A 17,000-nucleotide genomic window follows, 5' to 3' on the forward strand; every position below is an offset into this window, starting at 1 on the left:
CTTGTTCCGGCGCCGCCGCGACGGCTCCCGTACGACGGCGTCCGTTCGGGGCTTCGTCACGTGTGTCGGCCGCCGGCGGCCCGTGCGGGGCGGCCCGGCGGAGGACACCGACCGGTGCGCCGCCGCTGCCGCGGGGGAGACGGCGGCGAGTGAGGTGGCCGGGGTGGCGGAGGCGTCGACGGGCCGGCAGGACGGCGACGGCTCCGCCCGGGCCGATGCCAGGGCGGACGCCGGGGCCGATGTCGAGCGCGGGGGATGCCGGCAGGAGCTGAAGCGCGCGCTGGGCTCCTTCCAGGTGTTCGCGGTCTCGTTCGCGTTCTTCGGCGCCGGGGTCGTGGTGATGGTCTCCTGCTCGCGGCTGGTATACGCGACGCACGCTTCCCCGCGCACCGGGTGATGCGGCGGGTGAACCCCCGTACGCAGACGCCGGTCCCGGCGACCCTGCTGATCCTCGCACTCGGGTTCGTCCGATGGTGGCGCTGCCCGGCGCCGCACTGCTGGAGCTGATCACGGCGTCGACGATCCTTCCGGCCGTCATCTACGGCGCGACGATCGTCCTCTACCTGGCCGTGCGCGGCCGCCTGGGCCGCCAGGAGGGCGCCTTCGACCTGGGACGCCTGGTACTGCCGGTCGCGCTCTGCGCGCCGGTCTGGACCCTGCTCGCGCTGTTCGTCCTCGTGACGCCGCGGGAGGCGCTGGTCCCCGTCGTGGTCGTGGCCGGCCTGCTCCTCCTGGGAGGGCTGTTCTTCCTCGGCATGCAGGTGTACGACCGCGCGGCGCTGGACACCGAACCCGGCGAGGATACCTTCCGCAACGGCCACTGAGGAGCGTTCCGTTCACGGGGCGGGGTCCTGACGCGGGGTTCTGCCCGGACACGGCAAAGCGCCGAGTCACGGGACCGTCCGTGACTCGGCGCTCTGGTTTGTTACCGCCCGACGGTGCGAGGCTGGCGCGACAGGACGTTCGCACCGCCGGGCGGAGTGTGTGGGGAGGCGGGTACCTCCGCGTGCAGGGGGGCTCTGTGCGTAGCCCCTGTACGAAGAGGATCGGCTGGGACCGTGGCGGGCGGGCGACGAGAACTCCGGCGTCGTCTCCCTCAGGTCAAGAGACGGGCCTCGGAACCCATTACCACCGCACTGGCTCGCACGCTCGCCACGGTCCTCGTCCTGCCCTCACCGTGTACCACCCCTCATCCGGGTCCACGGGTCGGGCTGAGCACCCGGGGCCTGACCTCCCGTCAGGCCCCCGGTACAACTGGGTGGCTCAGGCGTCGCGCAGGGCGCGGACGGCCTCCTCGACGCGCTTGCCGTAGTCGGCGTCGGCGGCGTGGAAGTGAGCCAGGTTCTTCTCGATGACGTCTTCCAGGGTGACCTGGGACAGACCGCCGGCGATGTTCGCCACCAGACGCTGCTTCTCGGCCTCCGACATCAGGCGGTAGAGCTCACCGGCCTGGAAGAAGTCGTCGTCCTTGGTGTGGGCCGGGGCCTCGTGGGTGCCCGTGTAGCCGGAGACGGCCTTCGGGGCGCCCAGCGCCAGACCGGTCTCGGCCGGACCCTGGTACGAGTTGGGCTCGTAGTTCTTGTCGTGGCGCGAGCCGTTGCGCAGCGCCATGACGCCGTCGCGGCCGTAGTTGTCGGCCTTCGTCGCCTTCGGGGCGTTGACCGGCAGCAGGGTGTGGTTCACACCGAGGCGGTAGCGCTGGGCGTCGGCGTAGGCGAAGAGGCGGCCCTGGAGCATCTTGTCCGGCGAGGCGGTGATGCCCGGGACGAAGTTGTTCGGGGAGAAGGCGGACTGCTCGACCTCGGCGAAGACGTTGTCCGGGTTGCGGTCGAGGACCAGACGGCCCACGCGCTGCAGCGGGTAGTCGCTGTGCGGCCACACCTTGGTGAGGTCGAACGGGTTGAAGCGGTAGTCCGCGGCCTCGGCGGCCGGCATGATCTGCACGTACAGGGTCCACGAGGGGTTCACACCGCGCTCGATGGCCTGCAGCAGGTCGGTCTGGTGCGAGTTGGCGTCCTTGCCGACGAGCTCGGCGGCCTGCTCGCCCGACAGGCAGCGGATGCCCTGGTTCGTCTTGAAGTGGTACTTGACGAAGAAGGCCTCGCCCTGCTCGTTCGTCCACTGGTACGTGTGGGAGCCGTAGCCGTTCATGTGACGGTACGACGCCGGGATACCGCGGTCACCCATGAGCCAGGTGATCTGGTGCGTCGCCTCGGGGGCGTGCGCCCAGAAGTCCCAGACGTTGTCCGGCTCCTGCTTGCCCGTGAAGGGGTCGCGCTTCTGGGAGTGGATGAAGTCGGGGAACTTGATCGGGTCCTTGATGAAGAACACCGGGGTGTTGTTGCCGACGAGGTCGTAGTTACCCTCTTCGGTGTAGAACTTGAGCGCGAAGCCGCGCGGGTCGCGGACCGCGTCCGCGCCGCCGAGCGAGTCGGCGACGGTGGAGAAGCGCAGGAAGGTCTCGGTCTTCTTGCCGACCGTGTTCAGGAACGCGGCGCTGGTGTACGCGGTGACGTCGTCGGTCACCTCGAAGTAGCCGTACGCGGCCGAGCCGCGGGCGTGCACCACGCGCTCCGGAATGCGCTCACGGTTGAAGCGGGCGAGCTTCTCGAGGAGCTGCTGGTCCTGGACCAGGAGCGGGCCACCGACGCCGGCGGTGGCGGAGTTCTGATTGTCGGCGACCGGGGCGCCGGACTCGGTCGTCAGCGTGCGCTTCGACATGGTGACCTTCCGTACGGGGTAACTGCTGACGGAAAGCGTCTTCCGTCATGCGGAACAGCCTAATTTCGGCACGAACTAAACGTCAACAGTTTGTTGAACGAAGTTGAAGGGTGAGTGGTAATCCGGACGGCGCCGGCGCTTGGGCGCGACAGGACAGGTGTCAGCGCCGGCGCCATCCGGAAACTCAGGTCCCCCGCGAGAGCGAGAGGGGAAGTGCTCAGATCTGAGCGCCGGAGAGGCGCTCGACGGCACGGAGCAGGGCGGAGTGGTCCAGGCCGCCGTCACCCTGGGCGCGCAGCGAGGCGACCAGCTGGGCGACGACCGCGCCGACCGGGAGGGCCGCACCGACGTTGCGGGCGGCGTCGGTGACGATGCCCATGTCCTTGTGGTGCAGGTCGATCCGGAAACCGGGCTTGAAGTCGCGGTTCAGGAAGTTGTCCTTCTTACGGGTCAGGACCGTGGAGCCGGCCAGACCGCCGTTGAGGACGTCCAGGGCGGCCTGGAGGTTCACGCCCGACTTCTCGAGGAAGACGACGGCCTCGGCGCACGCCTGGATGTTCACCGCGACGATGAGCTGGTTGGCGGCCTTCACCGTCTGGCCGGAGCCGTGCGGACCGCACAGGACGATGACCTTGCCGAGGGCCTCGAGGATCGGCAGGGCCTCGTCGAAGTCGGCCTGCTCGCCACCCACCATGATCGACAGGACGGCCTCGATGGCGCCGGCCTCGCCGCCGGACACCGGGGCGTCGATGACGCGGATGCCCTTGGCGGCGGCGTTCGACGCGAGGTCGATCGAGGTCTGCGGGGTGATCGACGACATGTCGATGATCAGTGCGCCGGACTTCGCGTTCTCCAGGATGCCGTTCTCACCGTAGGAGATGGCCTCGACCTGCGGGGAGGCGGGCACCATCGTGATGATGACGTCGGCGTCCTTGACGGCCTCGGCGATCGAGCCGGCCGCGGTGCCGCCGGCGGCGGCCAGGCGGTCCAGCTTGTCCTGCTCCAGGGTGAAGCCGGTGACCGGGTAGCCGGCCTTCAGGAGGTTCTCGGCCATGGGGGAGCCCATGATGCCGAGCCCGATCCAGGCGATCGACGGGAGCGCGGTGGGGTTGCTCATGATGAGGGTCCTTCTCTACATGCTTTGTACGAAAAGTGCGTGAGGTGCCTGGCTGATCGCCCGGACTTTGTCCGCCTACTTCGCGGCGCGGGCCTCGGCCGGCAGCCATGCGAAGGAAGCGGCAGCGTCGGCGGCCTTGTACTCCAGGCCTACGTAGCCCTCGTAACCGGCCTTCTTCAGCTGGTCGAGCAGCTCCTCCAGGGGCAGCTCGCCGGTGCCGGGGGCACCGCGTCCGGGCTTGTCCGCGATCTGGACGTGCCCGGTCTTGGCGGCGTACTTTTCGATGACCTCGCCGAGGTCCTCATCGTTCATCGCCAGGTGGTACAGGTCGAGCAGGAACTTGGCGTTGCCGAGGCCGGTGGCCTCGTTCACCTTGTCCACGACCTCGATGCCGGCCGGTGCGCTCACCAGGGGGTAGAGCGGCGACTCGGGCTTGTTGAGGGTCTCGATCAGGAGGATCGCGCCGACGCGGTCCGCGGCCTGGGCCGCCACGACCAGGTTCTTCAGGGCGAGCTCGTCCTGAACGGCCGGCTCCACGCCTTCGACGCGGTTGCCGTAGAGGGCGTTCAGCGCCTTGCAGCCGACCGAGGCCGCGAAGTCCGCGGCCACGTTGATGTTGGCGTTGAAGCGCTCCGACTCCTCACCGGGCACCGAGACCGCACCGCGGTCCGGGCCCGGCAGCCGGCCGGCGTAGAAGTTCAGTCCCACCAGCTGGGTGCCGGCGTCCTCGAGAGCCTTCTTGAGGGCGTCGAGCTCCTCCTGTGCGGGGGTGGGGGTCTCGATCCAGGGCCACCACAGCTCGACCGCCGTGAAGCCCGCCGCGGCAGCAGCCGCGGGACGCTCCAGAAGCGGGAGTTCCGTGAAGAGGATCGACAGGTTCACATCGAAGCGCTGGTCCGTGTATCCCATGAGGGGTGTGCGCTCCTTCCGTATTGCGGAAGTTATTTTCTGCTTGATGGAAGACTGCATGGGGTTCCGCGTGGATGTCAAGTGCGGACTGCCGAAAAATCATGACCGCGGGGTAGCTTGACGGCGTGCGATTGAGAGTGGAGTTCACGACCGAGCCCTTCGATCTGGAAGAGGCTCCTGCCCATGCCGTGGCGGCCCGCGAGGTCATCCAGAAGGCCCAGCTGGACGCGGTGGACGTCGGTCCGTTCGGCAACACCGCGGAGGGCGAGGCCGACCGGGTGCTGGCCGCGGTGGGGGCGCTGCTGCGCGACTCCCTGGAGGCCGGCGCCACGCGTGTCTCGCTCCAGGTCAATGTGATCGGGGAGGAGGTGTCATGACCGAGCCCCGCGACCATCCCTTCGTGACCGCGGTCAAGCCGCTGGTGGACGCCATGGGCGGCGAGCTGATGGATCCCGCCCTGGCGCAGCCCGACGACGTCGTGCTCGCCTGGGAGGGTCAGGACCTGCTGGCCGTGCGACTGCCCCAGCTCTCGGACTCGCTGGATCACATCCTGGCGGCCCTGGAGCGCCGGTACGGCGTACCGTTGGCCCAGCTCGACCGGAAGTCCAAGCAGGACGTCGTGCGGATACTGGAGGCGCGGGGCGCCTTCTCCGTGCGGCACGGCGTGGAAACGGTCGCGGGCGCCCTGGGCGTCAGCCGCTTCACCGTCTACAACTACCTGAACCGGGATTCGAGCGCCCCGAAGGGGACCGGCAAGAGCAGCCAGGAGTGAACGCAGGCTGACTCATGGTGATGAGCCGCCGCCCAATTCACCCGGGCGGCGGCTTTTGTGTACGGGAAGTTTCAACAAAGTGTTGACGCCGTGTTGTCGAGGGCGTTAGCTATGCGCAGCCCGTCAAAGCAACAACAGGCCACGGAGGCCTACCGTGACTTCGAGTCCGACCCCGGGTCTCACCCGGTTCAACGCCTTGGACGACAGCGCGGCCACGGCCGAGCTGCACGAGGTGTGCGCCAGCTCGGCGTGGGGGAGCAAGATGCTCGCCCAGCGCCCCTTCGCCACCGCAGAGTCCCTGTTCGCCGCGAACGAAGCCGCCATGGCGGAGCTCACCGCGGACGACCTGGGCGAAGCGATGGGAGGCCACGCGCCGATCGGCCGGCCGAAGCCGGGAGACCCGACCTCCGCCCGCGAGCAGCGTGGCATGGCCGGTGCCTCGGAGGAGCTCAAGAAGGAGCTCCTCGAACTGAACCTGGCCTACCAGGACAAGTTCGGCCACGTCTTCCTCATCTGCGCCACCGGTGCGACCGGTGAGTTCATGCGTGACGCGGTCAAGGTCCGGATCGACAACTCGCCGGAGCAGGAGCGGGAGATCGCCCGCGGCGAGCTCGTCAAGATCAACAAGATCCGCCTCACCCGTCTCGTCGAACTTGCAGAAGCAGAAGCAGAAGGAGCGTGACCATGAGCATCGAGACCACTGCGTCGGTGTCCACGCACATCCTGGACACCAGCATCGGCAAGCCCGCCGAGGGCGTCGCCATCTCCTTGTCGGCCCGTACGGGTCTCCACGGTGAGTGGGCGGCCCTGGGCGGCTCCGCCACCGATGCGGACGGGCGCTGCAAGGACCTGCCGGCGCTGCCGGAGGGCACCACACACGTGCGTCTCGACTTCGAGACCGAGACGTACTTCGAGAAGAAGCAAGCCGAGGCGCAGCAGGACGCCCCCCGCGTAAGGGACAGCGGTGCGTTCTTCCCCGAGGTCACCATCACCTTTGCGGTGAACCCGGGCGAGCATTACCACGTACCGCTGCTGCTCAACCCGTTCGGCTACTCCGTTTACCGAGGGAGCTAGCATGGCCACGATTCTGGGCCAGAACCAGTACGGCAAAGCAGAGAACCGCGTCGTCAAGATCACGCGGGACGGCGACACGCACCACATCAAGGACCTGAACGTCTCGGTCGCCCTCTCCGGCGACATGGACGACGTCCACTACTCCGGCTCGAACGCCAACTGCCTTCCGACGGACACCACCAAGAACACGGTGTACGCGTTCGCCAAGGAGTACGGCATCGAGTCCGCCGAGCAGTTCGGCATCCACCTGGCGCGCTGGTTCGTCACCAGCCAGGAGCCGATCAAGCGCGCGCGCATCCGGATCGAGGAGTACGCCTGGGACCGGATCGCCACCTCGGACGCCAACTCCAAGTTCATCGGCTCCGACGAGGTGAACCACTCCTTCGTCCGCCAGGGCATGGAGACCCGCGTCACCCAGATCACGTACGACGGTACGAACTGGGAGGTCATCTCCGGCCTCAAGGACCTCGTCGTCATGAACTCCACGAACTCCGAGTTCTGGGGTTACGTGAAGGACAAGTACACGACGCTGAAGGAGGCCTACGACCGCATCCTGGCCACCCAGGTGTCGGCTCGCTGGCGCTTCAACTGGTCGGACGACGAGCAGCGGATGCCCAACTGGGAGAAGTCCTACGCCGAGGTCCGCAAGCACATGCTGCAGGCCTTCGCGGAGACCTACTCCCTGTCGCTGCAGCAGACCCTCTACCAGATGGGTTCGCGCATCATCAACCACCGTTCGGAGATCGACGAGGTCCGCTTCTCGCTCCCGAACAAGCACCACTTCCTCGTCGACCTGGAGCCCTTCGGCCTCAAGAACGACAACGAGGTGTACTTCGCCGCGGACCGTCCGTACGGTCTGATCGAGGCCACCGTTCTCCGGGACGGCGTCGACGCCCGTATCCCCGTGGACATGACCAACCTCTGACGCGGCACGCGCGTCCCGGGGCTCCGCAGTGGCCCCGGGACCGCGCGACACCCCCAAGCTTCCTGAATCGGCACCCGGACGTATCACACGGGGCGGCAGTACTGTCAGCTGTCAAGGCCCCCGGCTCCGGCACTCAAATCTCCTGGGCCTTGCCGTGCCCGCACCGCCACTGAAAGCACGAGGAAGTCCCATGGCAGCATCGGCAGCCCATGACAGCGCCGCCCTGCGCATCGTCATCGAGAACTGTGCGATCGCGACCGTCGACGCGAACGACACCGAGTACGCCTCGGGTCACATCGTCATCGCCGGCAACCGGATCGAGTCCATCGGAGCGGGCAAGGCCCCCGAGAACCTCGACAACGTGGTCCGCCGCATCGACGGCACCGGGCACCTCGTGACCCCCGGTCTGGTCAACACCCACCACCACTTCTACCAGTGGATCACGCGTGGTCTGGCCACCGACCACAACCTCTTCAACTGGCTGGTCGCGCTGTACCCGACGTGGGCGCGCATCGACGAGCAGATGACGTACACGGCCGCGCAGGGCTCCCTCGCCGCGATGGCCAAGGGCGGTGTGACCACCGCGATGGACCACCACTACGTCTTCCCCAAGGGCTCCGGCGACCTGTCCGGCTCGATCATCCGCGCCGCGTCCGAGATGGGTGTCCGCTTCACCCTCGCCCGCGGCTCGATGGACCGCAGCGAGAAGGACGGCGGCCTGCCGCCGGACCACGCCGTCGAGACCCTCGAAGGCGCGCTCGCCGACACCGAGGCGACCGTCAAGAAGTTCCACGACGCCTCCTTCGACTCGATGACCCAGGTCGCCGTCGCTCCGTGCTCCCCCTTCTCGGTCTCCACCGAGCTGCTGAAGCAGGGCGCCGAGCTGGCCCGCCGCCTCGGTGTGCGCATGCACACGCACGGCAGCGAGACCGTCGAGGAGGAGAAGTTCTGCCACGAGCTCTTCGGCATGGGCCCGACCGACTACTTCGAGTCGACCGGCTGGCTCGGCGAGGACGTGTGGATGGCGCACAGCGTCCACATGAACGACTCCGACATCGCCGCGTTCGCCCGTACCAAGACCGGTGTCGCGCACTGCCCGTCCTCCAACGCCCGTCTGGCCGCCGGCATCGCCCGCGTCCCGGACATGCTCGCCGCCGGTGTCCCGGTCGGCCTCGGCGTGGACGGCACCGCCTCCAACGAGTCCGGTGAGCTGCACACCGAGCTGCGCAACGCGCTGCTGATCAACCGCCTGAACCCGGTCCACCGCGAGCGCGCCCTGAACGCGCGCCAAGCCCTGCGCCTCGGTACCTACGGTGGCGCCCAGGTCCTCGGCCGTGCCGACAACATCGGTTCGCTGGAGGCCGGCAAGTGCGCCGACCTGGTGCTCTGGAACCTCAGCACCTTCCTGCACTCCTCGATCGCCGACCCGGTCACCGCGCTGGTCTTCGGTGCGGCGGCCCCTGTCACCGCGTCGTTCGTCAATGGCAAGCAGATCGTCGAGAACAACCGTCTCCTCTTCGCCGACGAGGACGCCATCGCGGTGTCCACGCGGGAAGAGGCCCAGCGCCTCGCGCGGATCTCCGCGCAGGCCTGATCCCACGGAGTCCGGCCGGGGGGGACGGCCCCCGGCCGGCAGCCGCGGACCCGAGCGGGGTCCGTGGGCAGCCGTTCCCGGGTAGCGCCTGAGGGAATCCGAAGGCGCCCCGGGGCGGTGACTCGTACGACCAGCCCCGCGGCGCGCAGGACGCGCCCCTGCCGCGGCACCTCCAGCTCACGAACCGGTCCGGCCCGCTCGGGCCGGGGCCCTGAGCTGGACCGCAGCGCGGAACCGATGATCGGGCGACTCGTTTCCGCACCCCTTGGGACAAGTATTCGCACCACCCACAACCGCATACAGGCTCGACTCGCACCGCTTTCGCACCACCTCCAAGACACCATGCCCCGCCGGCGTGTTCAACCGAACGGAGGAAGCCGTGGCCCAGGCGCCCAGGTTTCGCAAAGATGCAGATGCAGTCGCAGTACCGGAGGGGAAGCATCCGGTCGATGAGACCCTGCCTCCGCTGAAAATGTTCACGAGCGGCCTGCAGCACGTGGCCGCCATGTACGCGGGTGTCGTGGCCCCGCCCATGATCGTCGGCCCGGCCGTGGGGCTCTCCGCCACCGAGACCGCCTTCCTGATGGGCGCCTCGCTCTTCACCGCAGGCCTCGCCACCCTCCTCCAGACCCTCGGGTTCTGGAAGATCGGCGCCAAACTCCCCTTCGTCAACGGCGTTTCCTTCGCCGGTGTGACGCCGATGATCGCGATCGGCAAGGGAGAGGGGGAGAACGCCCTTCCCATCATCTTCGGCGCGATCATCGTCGCCGGGGCCGTCGGCTTCTTCGCCGCCCCCTACTTCGGCAAGCTCGTCCGCTTCTTCCCGCCGGTCGTGACGGGTACGGTCATCACCCTCATCGGCATCTCGCTCCTGCCCGTCGCCTTCAACTGGTCACAGGGCGGGAACCGCACCGCCACCGACTACGGCTCCCTGCGGAACATCGGCATGGCCGCCGTCACCCTGGTGATCGTCCTGCTGATGCGCAAGTTCCTGCGCGGCTTCCTCCAGCAGATATCCATCCTCCTCGGCCTGGTCGCCGGCACCCTCATCGCCCTCCCGCTCGGCATGACCAGTTTCGACGCGGTCAAGAACGCCTCGGTGGTCGGCTTCCCGACCCCCTTCCACTTCGGCGCCCCGCAGTTCCAGGTCGCGGCCATCATCTCGATGTGCATCGTCATGCTGGTCTGCATGACCGAGTCCACCGCCGACATCCTGGCGCTGGGCAAGATCGTCGGCCGTCCGGCGGACGCGAAGACCATCGAGGGCGGCCTGCGCGCCGACACCCTCGGCAGTGCGATCAGCCCGCTGTTCAACGGGTTCATGTGCAGCGCCTTCGCCCAGAACATCGGGCTGGTCGCCATGACCAAGGTGCGCAGCCGCTTCGTCGTCGCCGCGGGCGGCGGGATCCTCATCCTGCTCGGCCTGTGCCCGATGGCGGCCTCCGTCATCGGCGTGGTCCCGCTGCCGGTCCTCGGCGGCGCCGGCATCGTCCTCTTCGGCTCGGTCGCGGCCAGCGGCATCCAGACCCTGGCCGGAGCGGCCATGGAGAAGGGCGAGAACGCCCTGATCGTCGCCGCCTCCGTGGGCATCGGCCTGATTCCGATCGCCGCGCCGGAGTTCTACCACGCCTTCCCGAAGGACCTGCTGGTCGTCCTCGACTCCGGCATCAGCACCGGGTGCGTGGTGGCCATCCTGCTGAACCTGGCCTTCAACCACCTCGGTGCCAGGAAGGGCGCGGCCTCGGGGGCCGCGCCGGACCCGGTACCGGTGCACTGACACCCGGCCCCCGCCACCGGGCGCGCACAGCGGCGGCGCGTACGCCACCCACTGCGGGTGTGGCGTGCGCGCCGCCGTGTCCGTGTCCGTGTCCGGGCCCGTCGCCGTGCCGGGCTCAGCAGGTCGAGTGGAAGAGGCCGCCGACCCGTCCGTCCCGCGCCAGCCGGTTGTAGATCTCCACGGCCTCGGCCGTCCGCGCCACGCGCACCTCGACCCCGGCCGCCCGGAGCACCTCCAGCGTCTCCGGCACGACCCCGAGGCGCCCCTCCATGCCCTGGCTCAGCACGACCGCCGTCACCCCGGCGTCGAGGAGCTCGCGCACCTCCTCGGGGTGGATGCCGGGATCGTGCCGCGTACCGTGCTCGGACCAGTCCCAGGGACGGCCACCGCCCGGGTGGAGCTTGAAGTCCTTGCCGGGGGCGAGCCCTTCGGCCTCGATCCGGCCCCACGAGAGGTGAGTGATGCGCGGGGACCGGCCGGCGGCCGGGGCGGGCACCGGGGGAGGGGTCCACAGCATCAGGTTGCTCATCAGCTCGGCCTGTTCGATGGCGTCGTCCAGGGCGTGGTGCGTGTGGCGGCGCCGCGACAGCAGCTCGCGCGGCATCCGGCCCTTCACCGCGGCCCGCAGCGGCACCCGCGCCTTCGCGGCGTAGAGGGTCTTCATGTCCAGGCAGCCGGAGTGGCCGAAGGGACTGTCCCCGCCGAACCGGATCAGGTACCAGTACAGGAAGGTCCAGTCGAAGGAGGCCGGGTAGCCGCACATCACCGGCTGCGCCCCCGCGGAGACCTCCCGCACCCAGGCGCGGAATTCGGCCATGGCCACCGCCGGATCGGCGCCCTCCCGCAGCAGTCGCTCGCGGTCCAGCCCGCTGACGGCCAGCGCCTCGGGCACGAACTCCTCGCTGATGGGCCGCAACTCCCGGTAGAAGGTGAGCTGTTCCGGATCGGCTGCCGTATACGAAGCGCCGTCCTGGCGGCCGGCGACCGAGGCCCCGAAGCTGATCATCGAATAGGGTCCGGGAATGGGTCCGTCGGCCTCGATGTCGACGGAGATGTAGAGGTTGGGACGTGTGTCACGGGCTGCCATGCGCCCGAGCATGCCAGCCCCCCTCGCGCCGATCACCCCGATTTCCGCAGGGCGCCGGCGCCCGGAATCGCCGCCCGGCCGTCCCGGAGGGACCATGGGAAGCGGGGCTCCCCGGACCGAAGGAACAGCCATGTTCGAAAACAGCAGGGCATTCAGCGGATTCGCGGTCGACGACCTGGAGAAGGCCAAGGAGTTCTACGGCACGACCCTCGGCCTGAGCATCTCCGAGGATCAGGAGATGGGTCTGCTCCGCCTCGACCTCGCGGGCGGCACCGCGGTCATGGTCTACCCGAAGGAAGACCACCGGCCCGCGGCCTACACGATCCTGAACTTCCCCGTGGACGACGTCGAACGTGCCGTGGACGAGCTCACCGCACGCGGAGTCGCGTTCGAGCGCTACGAGGGCTTCGAGGCGGACGCCAAGGGCATCGTGCACGGCGAGGACGGCATGCCCACGATCGCCTGGTTCAAGGACCCGGCGGGCAACATCCTGTCGGTGCTCACCGCCCCCGACCGGTGACCTGCGCGCCGGCGTGCTCGCGTACCGCGATCCGGGCGAGCCCCACTCGCCGTAGCGGTGGCCGTCGGACAGCAGGCGCCAGACCTCGGACGGCGTGCTCAGGATCAGGCGGCGGTTCCGGGCCCCGCCGATCACGCTGAGCAGGCGCCAGACCTCGGACGGCGTGCTCAGGATCAGGCGGCGGTTCCGGGCCACGCCGATCACGCTCCCTCCGGACACGCCGCGCCGCGTCGGGCCCGCGGTCCGTCGCCCGGTCCGTCACCCCCCCCAGTACTCGCGCCGAAGGGCCGTTCGCGCAGTCCCACTGACCCGAACGGGCCCCACGCGGCTGCACCGGGCCCTGTCGCCCGGTGCAGCCCCGACGCCGGGACCCCTCAGGAGGCCGGGGTCAGGAACATGCCCGTCTGGTCCCCGCCCGCGGTGTTCTTGCAGCTGAAGCCGGAGCTCGCGGGCTGGGCCACCACCAGGGCCAGGCAGCGCCCCGCGGCCAGCTGGCCGAAGTGGTTCGGGTGCATGGACTCCTGGATCAGCCCCTGCGACTCGTTGTTGTCGATCCAGCGCGCCCACTCGCTCGTCTTCGCCGAGGCCGGCACGGTGGAGCTCACCTGCTTGCTCGCCTTCGCACACACCTCGCGGCCCTGCATCATGTCCCGCAGGTCCAGGAACTGCACGCCCTTGGCCGCCGCGACGCCCTTGATCCGGTTCGCTATCTGCGGCACGAGCGAGTCCCGCGCCCAGTCGGAGTCCCGGTTCCAGAAGGGACAGCCGCCGGTGTTGAGCCGGCTCCAGTCGCTCTGCGTGTACCGGTTCTCCGCGCCGCGTGGGATCGGCGACGGGTAGGACTGCAGCACGATCCGGTACGAGGAGTCGTCGTACCCGGCCGCGCGCATCACGGCCCGGATCTCGTCCACGGACTTGCCGACCTTGCCCATGACCGCGTCGATCTTCTGGTCGACGCCGTACTGCTGGTCGTCGTAGCAGTACGAGTTCCAGATGACGAAGTCGAGCGCGCAGTCCTTGATGATGTCGGCGAAGCCGAGGTCGTTCCCGCCGATGGACAGGGCGATGACCTTGACGTTGTGGCTCGCGGCCACCGCGGCGAGCTGATCGGCCTGCGGGGCCTCGCCCTTGTAGGAGAGGCCGCCGTTGGAGGCGCGGAACACGTTGTCCGAAACCGCCCCGGAACAGGCGAGGTTCACGGCGACGTCGGCGATCGCCCCGGCGCTGCGCACCTCGGCGGAGTCGGAGCGGTGGCATCCGCCGGCGGTGGTCCCGTAGACCTTGGCGGGGTCGTAGGTGCTGCCGCTGACCCAGCCCCGGTCGGTCCCGTTCCGGCTGCCGCTGTCGGTCAGGCTGTTGCCCTTCCAGCGCCCGGCCTCGCCGGAGATGTAGCTGTCGCCCATGGACACCACGGCGGTGGGTCCCGTTCCCGGGCTGGCGGCGGAGGTTCCCGCTCCGCCGGCCAGCAGTGCGGCGGCGAGCGGTACGGCCATTCCGGCCCCGGCCAGCCGTCGCATCCGACTGCGGTCCCGGTCCTTGTTGACGTTGCGGAATCCGATCACTGCGGAACTCCTGCGTTCGGCCACGCCGAAGTCGGCGACGACTGTGTCGCGTGGCTGGGAAGTGGGGGTACCGCCGGCCGGTGGCATCGGAAAGGTGACACGGGGCCACTTGTTACCGCTAGGTACAGTCAGGTTACGAACGGGTAACGACCGACCGATCGTTCGGGAGTTGGTTCTTCCTGTTGTGGAACGCAAACGGCTCCGCCCCCGTGCCGTGAGGCGACGGGGGCGGAGCCGGCAGGCTTCGGCCGCTGTGCGTTTCAGCCGAATCCGGGTATCAGCCGACCAGCTGGTCGTAGGCGGGGAGGGTCAGGAAGTCCGCGTAGTCCGCGTCCAGCGCGACCTGGAGGAGGAGGTCGTGAGCCTGCTTCCACTTGCCGGACGTGAAGGCCTCCTCGCCGACCTCGGCGCGGATGGCGGTCAGTTCCTCGGCCGCGATCTTGCGGGTCAGTTCGGCCGTGGCCGTCTCGCCGTTCTCGAACACGACGCCCGCGTTGATCCACTGCCAGATCTGCGAGCGCGAGATCTCGGCGGTGGCCGCGTCCTCCATCAGGCCGAAGATGCCGACGGCGCCGAGGCCGCGCAGCCACGCCTCGATGTAGCGGATGCCGACCTGGACCGCGTTGCGCAGGCCCTCGTACGTGGGCCGCGCGTCCAGGGAGTCGATCGCGATGAGCTCGCCCGGGGCCACCGAGACGTCCTCGCGCAGCCGGTCCTTCTGGTTCGGCTTCTCGCCGAGCACCGCGTCGAAGGAGGCCATCGCGATCGGGACCAGGTCGGGGTGGGCGACCCAGGAGCCGTCGAAGCCGTCGCCCGCCTCGCGGTCCTTGTCGGCCTTGACCTTCTCGAAGGCGACCTTGTTGACCTCGGCGTCCTTGCGGGACGGGATGAAGGCCGCCATGCCGCCGATGGCGTGCGCGCCGCGCTTGTGGCAGGTGCGGACCAGCAGTTCGGTGTACGCCCGCATGAACGGGGCGGTCATCGTCACCGCGTTGCGGTCCGGCAGGACGAACTTCTCGCCGCCGTCACGGAAGTTCTTGACGATGGAGAAGAGGTAGTCCCAGCGGCCCGCGTTCAGTCCGGCCGCGTGGTCGCGCAGCTCGTAGAGGATCTCCTCCATCTCGTACGCGGCGGTGATCGTCTCGATGAGGACGGTCGCGCGGACGGTGCCCTGGGGGATGCCGACGTAGTCCTGGGCGAAGACGAAGATCTCGTTCCAGAGGCGGGCCTCCAGGTGCGACTCCGTCTTCGGCAGGTAGAAGTACGGGCCCTTGCCGAGGTCGATCAGGCGCTTGGCGTTGTGGAAGAAGTACAGGCCGAAGTCCACGAGCGAGCCGGCCGCCGGGCCGCCCTCGAAGCGCAGGTGACGCTCCTCCAGGTGCCAGCCGCGCGGCCGCATCACGACGGTGGCGAGCTGGTCGGCGGGCTTCAGCGCGTACGCCTTGCCGGTGCGCGGGTCGGTGAAGTCGATGCGACGCTCGTAGGCGTCGATGAGGTTGAGCTGGCCGAGGACGACGTTCTCCCAGGTGGGAGCAGAGGCGTCCTCGAAGTCGGCGAGCCAGACCTTGGCGCCCGAGTTCAGGGCGTTGATGGTCATCTTGCGGTCCGTCGGACCGGTGATCTCCACACGACGGTCGTTCAGCGCGGCCGGGGCCGGCGCCACCTTCCAGTCGCCCTCGCGGACCTGTGCGGTGTCCGGGAGGAAGTCGAGGGTGGAGGTCCGGGCGATCTCGGCACGGCGCTCGGCGCGGCGGGCGAGGAGCTCGGCGCGGCGGGGGGCGAACCGCCGGTGGAGCTCGGCCACGAAGGCGAGGGCCGCTTCGGTGAGGACTTCGTCCTGCCGGGGCAGGGGCTCGGCGTCGACGATGGCCAGCGGGGACGGCGCTGGTGCGGACATATCTGTCACTCCTTCAGCGGCGGTGCCTGGCGGCCGCGGGGGAATGCTCGCGCGAGACGGCACGCAGTGCCGTCGGGTGTGGAGAGTTCCGGAATACGGTCGCGGGCGCCGTCTGGGGGTTCAGGGCGCTTCTGACCAGTGGATAGTAATTTCCTCATGGTGGAAGTTCAATGGTTTGTTGATGTCGAGATTCTCTGAGTCGACAGATTCCGCTTCCCGGTGGCCCTCAGTGCCATCGCCGTCACACCGTGCTCAGGCGAGTCGTGCCAGGTCGGGCGGCGTGTCGATGTCGAAGGCCTCCGCGATGTCCGAGCACTCCACCAGCATGAGCTCTTCGGCATGTCGCGCAAGATGCACCCGCGCGCCCTTGTCGCCGGTCGCCGTCGCGGCGATGTCGGCCCAGCGGTCCGCGCCGAACAGCACCGGGTGGCCGCGCTCCCCGCCGTACGCCGCCGCCACCAGGCTCGTGGGGGAGCGGTACGCCGCCAGCACCCGGGCCACCGCCGCCGGGCCGATGCCCGGCTGGTCCACCAGCGAGACCAGGGCCGCGCGGGCGCCCGTACCTGTGAGCGAGGTGAGGCCGACCCGCAGCGAGGAGCCCATCCCCTGCGCCCAGTCCGGGTTGTCCACGACCGCGCAGCCCGCCAGGTCCGCGCGCTCGCGGACCTCGGCCGCCGAGGCGCCGAGCACCACGTGCACCGGGCCGCAGCCCGCCTCGCGCAGGACCCGTACGGCGTTCTCGACCAGCGGGCGGCCACGGTAGGGGAGCAGGGCCTTGGGGCGTCCGCCGAGCCGCCGGCCGCCACCGGCGGCCAGCAGCAGTCCCGCGATCAGGGGTGGATCGGAGTGCGCGTGGGATGACATGCCACCGATTCTCGCTGCTGCGTGCGCGCGTGCGACCGCCGTGCCAGCGCGCGCCGTACGGAGGCCAGTGCGGCCCCGATCCGCAGCGGACGGGCGATCCGGTTCTCGGCGGCGGCCAGCAGGGCACGTTCGTCACGGTCGGTCAGCATCTCGGGATCTCCTTGCCAATCGAGGGCCAATA

The 17,000-nt window shown here is 69.3% G+C and carries 18 protein-coding genes; 10 read left to right on the plus strand and 8 right to left on the minus strand.

Annotated features, from left to right (window positions below):
• The first annotated feature begins 1 nt into the window (after position 1).
• Both ACZ573_RS32845 and ACZ573_RS32850 read left to right on the plus strand, forming a co-directional pair.
• On the plus strand, positions 2–397 hold the full coding sequence (locus ACZ573_RS32845; protein WP_471311408.1) for a hypothetical protein: 396 nt from the start codon (positions 2–4) through the stop codon (positions 395–397).
• Between the two features lie 73 nt (positions 398–470).
• The gene (locus ACZ573_RS32850; protein ID WP_471311411.1) at positions 471–824 is read left to right on the plus strand and encodes a hypothetical protein; all 354 of its coding nucleotides are present in this window, start codon (positions 471–473) and stop codon (positions 822–824) included.
• A 439-nt stretch (positions 825–1,263) separates the two neighbouring features.
• On the opposite strand, the gene ACZ573_RS32855 is transcribed toward ACZ573_RS32850, so the two are convergent.
• The 3 genes from ACZ573_RS32855 to ACZ573_RS32865 all read right to left on the minus strand — a co-directional run bounded on the left by ACZ573_RS32855 (position 1,264) and on the right by ACZ573_RS32865 (position 4,747).
• The gene (locus ACZ573_RS32855) at positions 1,264–2,721 is read right to left on the minus strand and encodes a catalase (RefSeq protein WP_399746912.1); all 1,458 of its coding nucleotides are present in this window, start codon (positions 2,719–2,721) and stop codon (positions 1,264–1,266) included.
• A gap of 217 nt (positions 2,722–2,938) precedes the next feature.
• Positions 2,939–3,838 (minus strand): 2-hydroxy-3-oxopropionate reductase, encoded by a 900-nt coding sequence (locus ACZ573_RS32860; protein WP_471311414.1) that lies wholly within the window; start codon positions 3,836–3,838, stop codon positions 2,939–2,941.
• 75 nt (positions 3,839–3,913) lie between these two features.
• Entirely contained in the window at positions 3,914–4,747 is an 834-nt protein-coding gene (locus ACZ573_RS32865) for a TIM barrel protein (RefSeq protein WP_471311416.1), read from the minus strand.
• Between the two features lie 125 nt (positions 4,748–4,872).
• Here ACZ573_RS32865 and ACZ573_RS32870 point away from each other — a divergent pair, with 125 nt between their 5' ends.
• From ACZ573_RS32870 to ACZ573_RS32900, 7 genes are all read left to right on the plus strand, one after another.
• Positions 4,873–5,124, plus strand: a complete 252-nt coding sequence (locus ACZ573_RS32870; protein ID WP_150260218.1) for a thiamine-binding protein — start codon at positions 4,873–4,875, stop codon at positions 5,122–5,124.
• Complete coding sequence (locus tag ACZ573_RS32875; protein ID WP_373041526.1) at positions 5,121–5,519, plus strand: helix-turn-helix domain-containing protein; 399 nt, start codon at positions 5,121–5,123, stop codon at positions 5,517–5,519. The genes ACZ573_RS32870 and ACZ573_RS32875 overlap by 4 nt, the downstream gene beginning before the upstream one ends.
• A gap of 154 nt (positions 5,520–5,673) precedes the next feature.
• Entirely contained in the window at positions 5,674–6,201 is a 528-nt protein-coding gene (gene uraD / locus ACZ573_RS32880; RefSeq protein WP_471311421.1) for a 2-oxo-4-hydroxy-4-carboxy-5-ureidoimidazoline decarboxylase, read from the plus strand.
• A gap of 2 nt (positions 6,202–6,203) precedes the next feature.
• Positions 6,204–6,593: a hydroxyisourate hydrolase gene (uraH, locus tag ACZ573_RS32885; RefSeq protein WP_471311424.1), complete on the plus strand. Its 390-nt coding sequence runs from the start codon at positions 6,204–6,206 to the stop codon at positions 6,591–6,593.
• A gap of 1 nt (position 6,594) precedes the next feature.
• Positions 6,595–7,518 carry a factor-independent urate hydroxylase gene (pucL, locus tag ACZ573_RS32890; protein WP_301365107.1) on the plus strand — a complete coding sequence of 308 codons (924 nt, stop codon included), beginning with the start codon at positions 6,595–6,597 and terminating at the stop codon, positions 7,516–7,518.
• A gap of 190 nt (positions 7,519–7,708) precedes the next feature.
• The gene (locus ACZ573_RS32895) at positions 7,709–9,112 is read left to right on the plus strand and encodes an 8-oxoguanine deaminase (protein WP_471311428.1); all 1,404 of its coding nucleotides are present in this window, start codon (positions 7,709–7,711) and stop codon (positions 9,110–9,112) included.
• Positions 9,113–9,491: 379 nt separating this feature from the next.
• Positions 9,492–10,889, plus strand: a complete 1,398-nt coding sequence (locus ACZ573_RS32900; protein ID WP_471311601.1) for a nucleobase:cation symporter-2 family protein — start codon at positions 9,492–9,494, stop codon at positions 10,887–10,889.
• Positions 10,890–11,004: 115 nt separating this feature from the next.
• On the opposite strand, the gene ACZ573_RS32905 is transcribed toward ACZ573_RS32900, so the two are convergent.
• Positions 11,005–11,976: an MTH938/NDUFAF3 family protein gene (locus tag ACZ573_RS32905; RefSeq protein WP_471311430.1), complete on the minus strand. Its 972-nt coding sequence runs from the start codon at positions 11,974–11,976 to the stop codon at positions 11,005–11,007.
• A 130-nt stretch (positions 11,977–12,106) separates the two neighbouring features.
• Here ACZ573_RS32905 and ACZ573_RS32910 point away from each other — a divergent pair, with 130 nt between their 5' ends.
• Positions 12,107–12,496 carry a VOC family protein gene (locus ACZ573_RS32910; RefSeq protein ID WP_471311433.1) on the plus strand — a complete coding sequence of 130 codons (390 nt, stop codon included), beginning with the start codon at positions 12,107–12,109 and terminating at the stop codon, positions 12,494–12,496.
• Between the two features lie 374 nt (positions 12,497–12,870).
• On the opposite strand, the gene ACZ573_RS32915 is transcribed toward ACZ573_RS32910, so the two are convergent.
• The 4 genes from ACZ573_RS32915 to ACZ573_RS32930 form a co-directional block, all read right to left on the minus strand.
• Complete coding sequence (locus ACZ573_RS32915; protein WP_471311604.1) at positions 12,871–14,013, minus strand: GDSL-type esterase/lipase family protein; 1,143 nt, start codon at positions 14,011–14,013, stop codon at positions 12,871–12,873.
• Between the two features lie 322 nt (positions 14,014–14,335).
• Positions 14,336–15,955, minus strand: coding sequence for a malate synthase A (gene aceB / locus ACZ573_RS32920; protein ID WP_471311435.1), 1,620 nt, complete (start codon positions 15,953–15,955; stop codon positions 14,336–14,338).
• Positions 15,956–16,207: 252 nt separating this feature from the next.
• Positions 16,208–16,819 carry a nucleotidyltransferase family protein gene (locus ACZ573_RS32925; RefSeq protein ID WP_471311437.1) on the minus strand — a complete coding sequence of 204 codons (612 nt, stop codon included), beginning with the start codon at positions 16,817–16,819 and terminating at the stop codon, positions 16,208–16,210.
• The gene (locus ACZ573_RS32930; protein ID WP_471311440.1) at positions 16,786–16,968 is read right to left on the minus strand and encodes a hypothetical protein; all 183 of its coding nucleotides are present in this window, start codon (positions 16,966–16,968) and stop codon (positions 16,786–16,788) included. Before ACZ573_RS32930 ends, ACZ573_RS32925 begins: the two co-directional genes overlap by 34 nt.
• Positions 16,969–17,000: the final 32 nt, after the last annotated feature.

This window comes from Streptomyces sp. NPDC040545 (assembly GCF_055595065.1).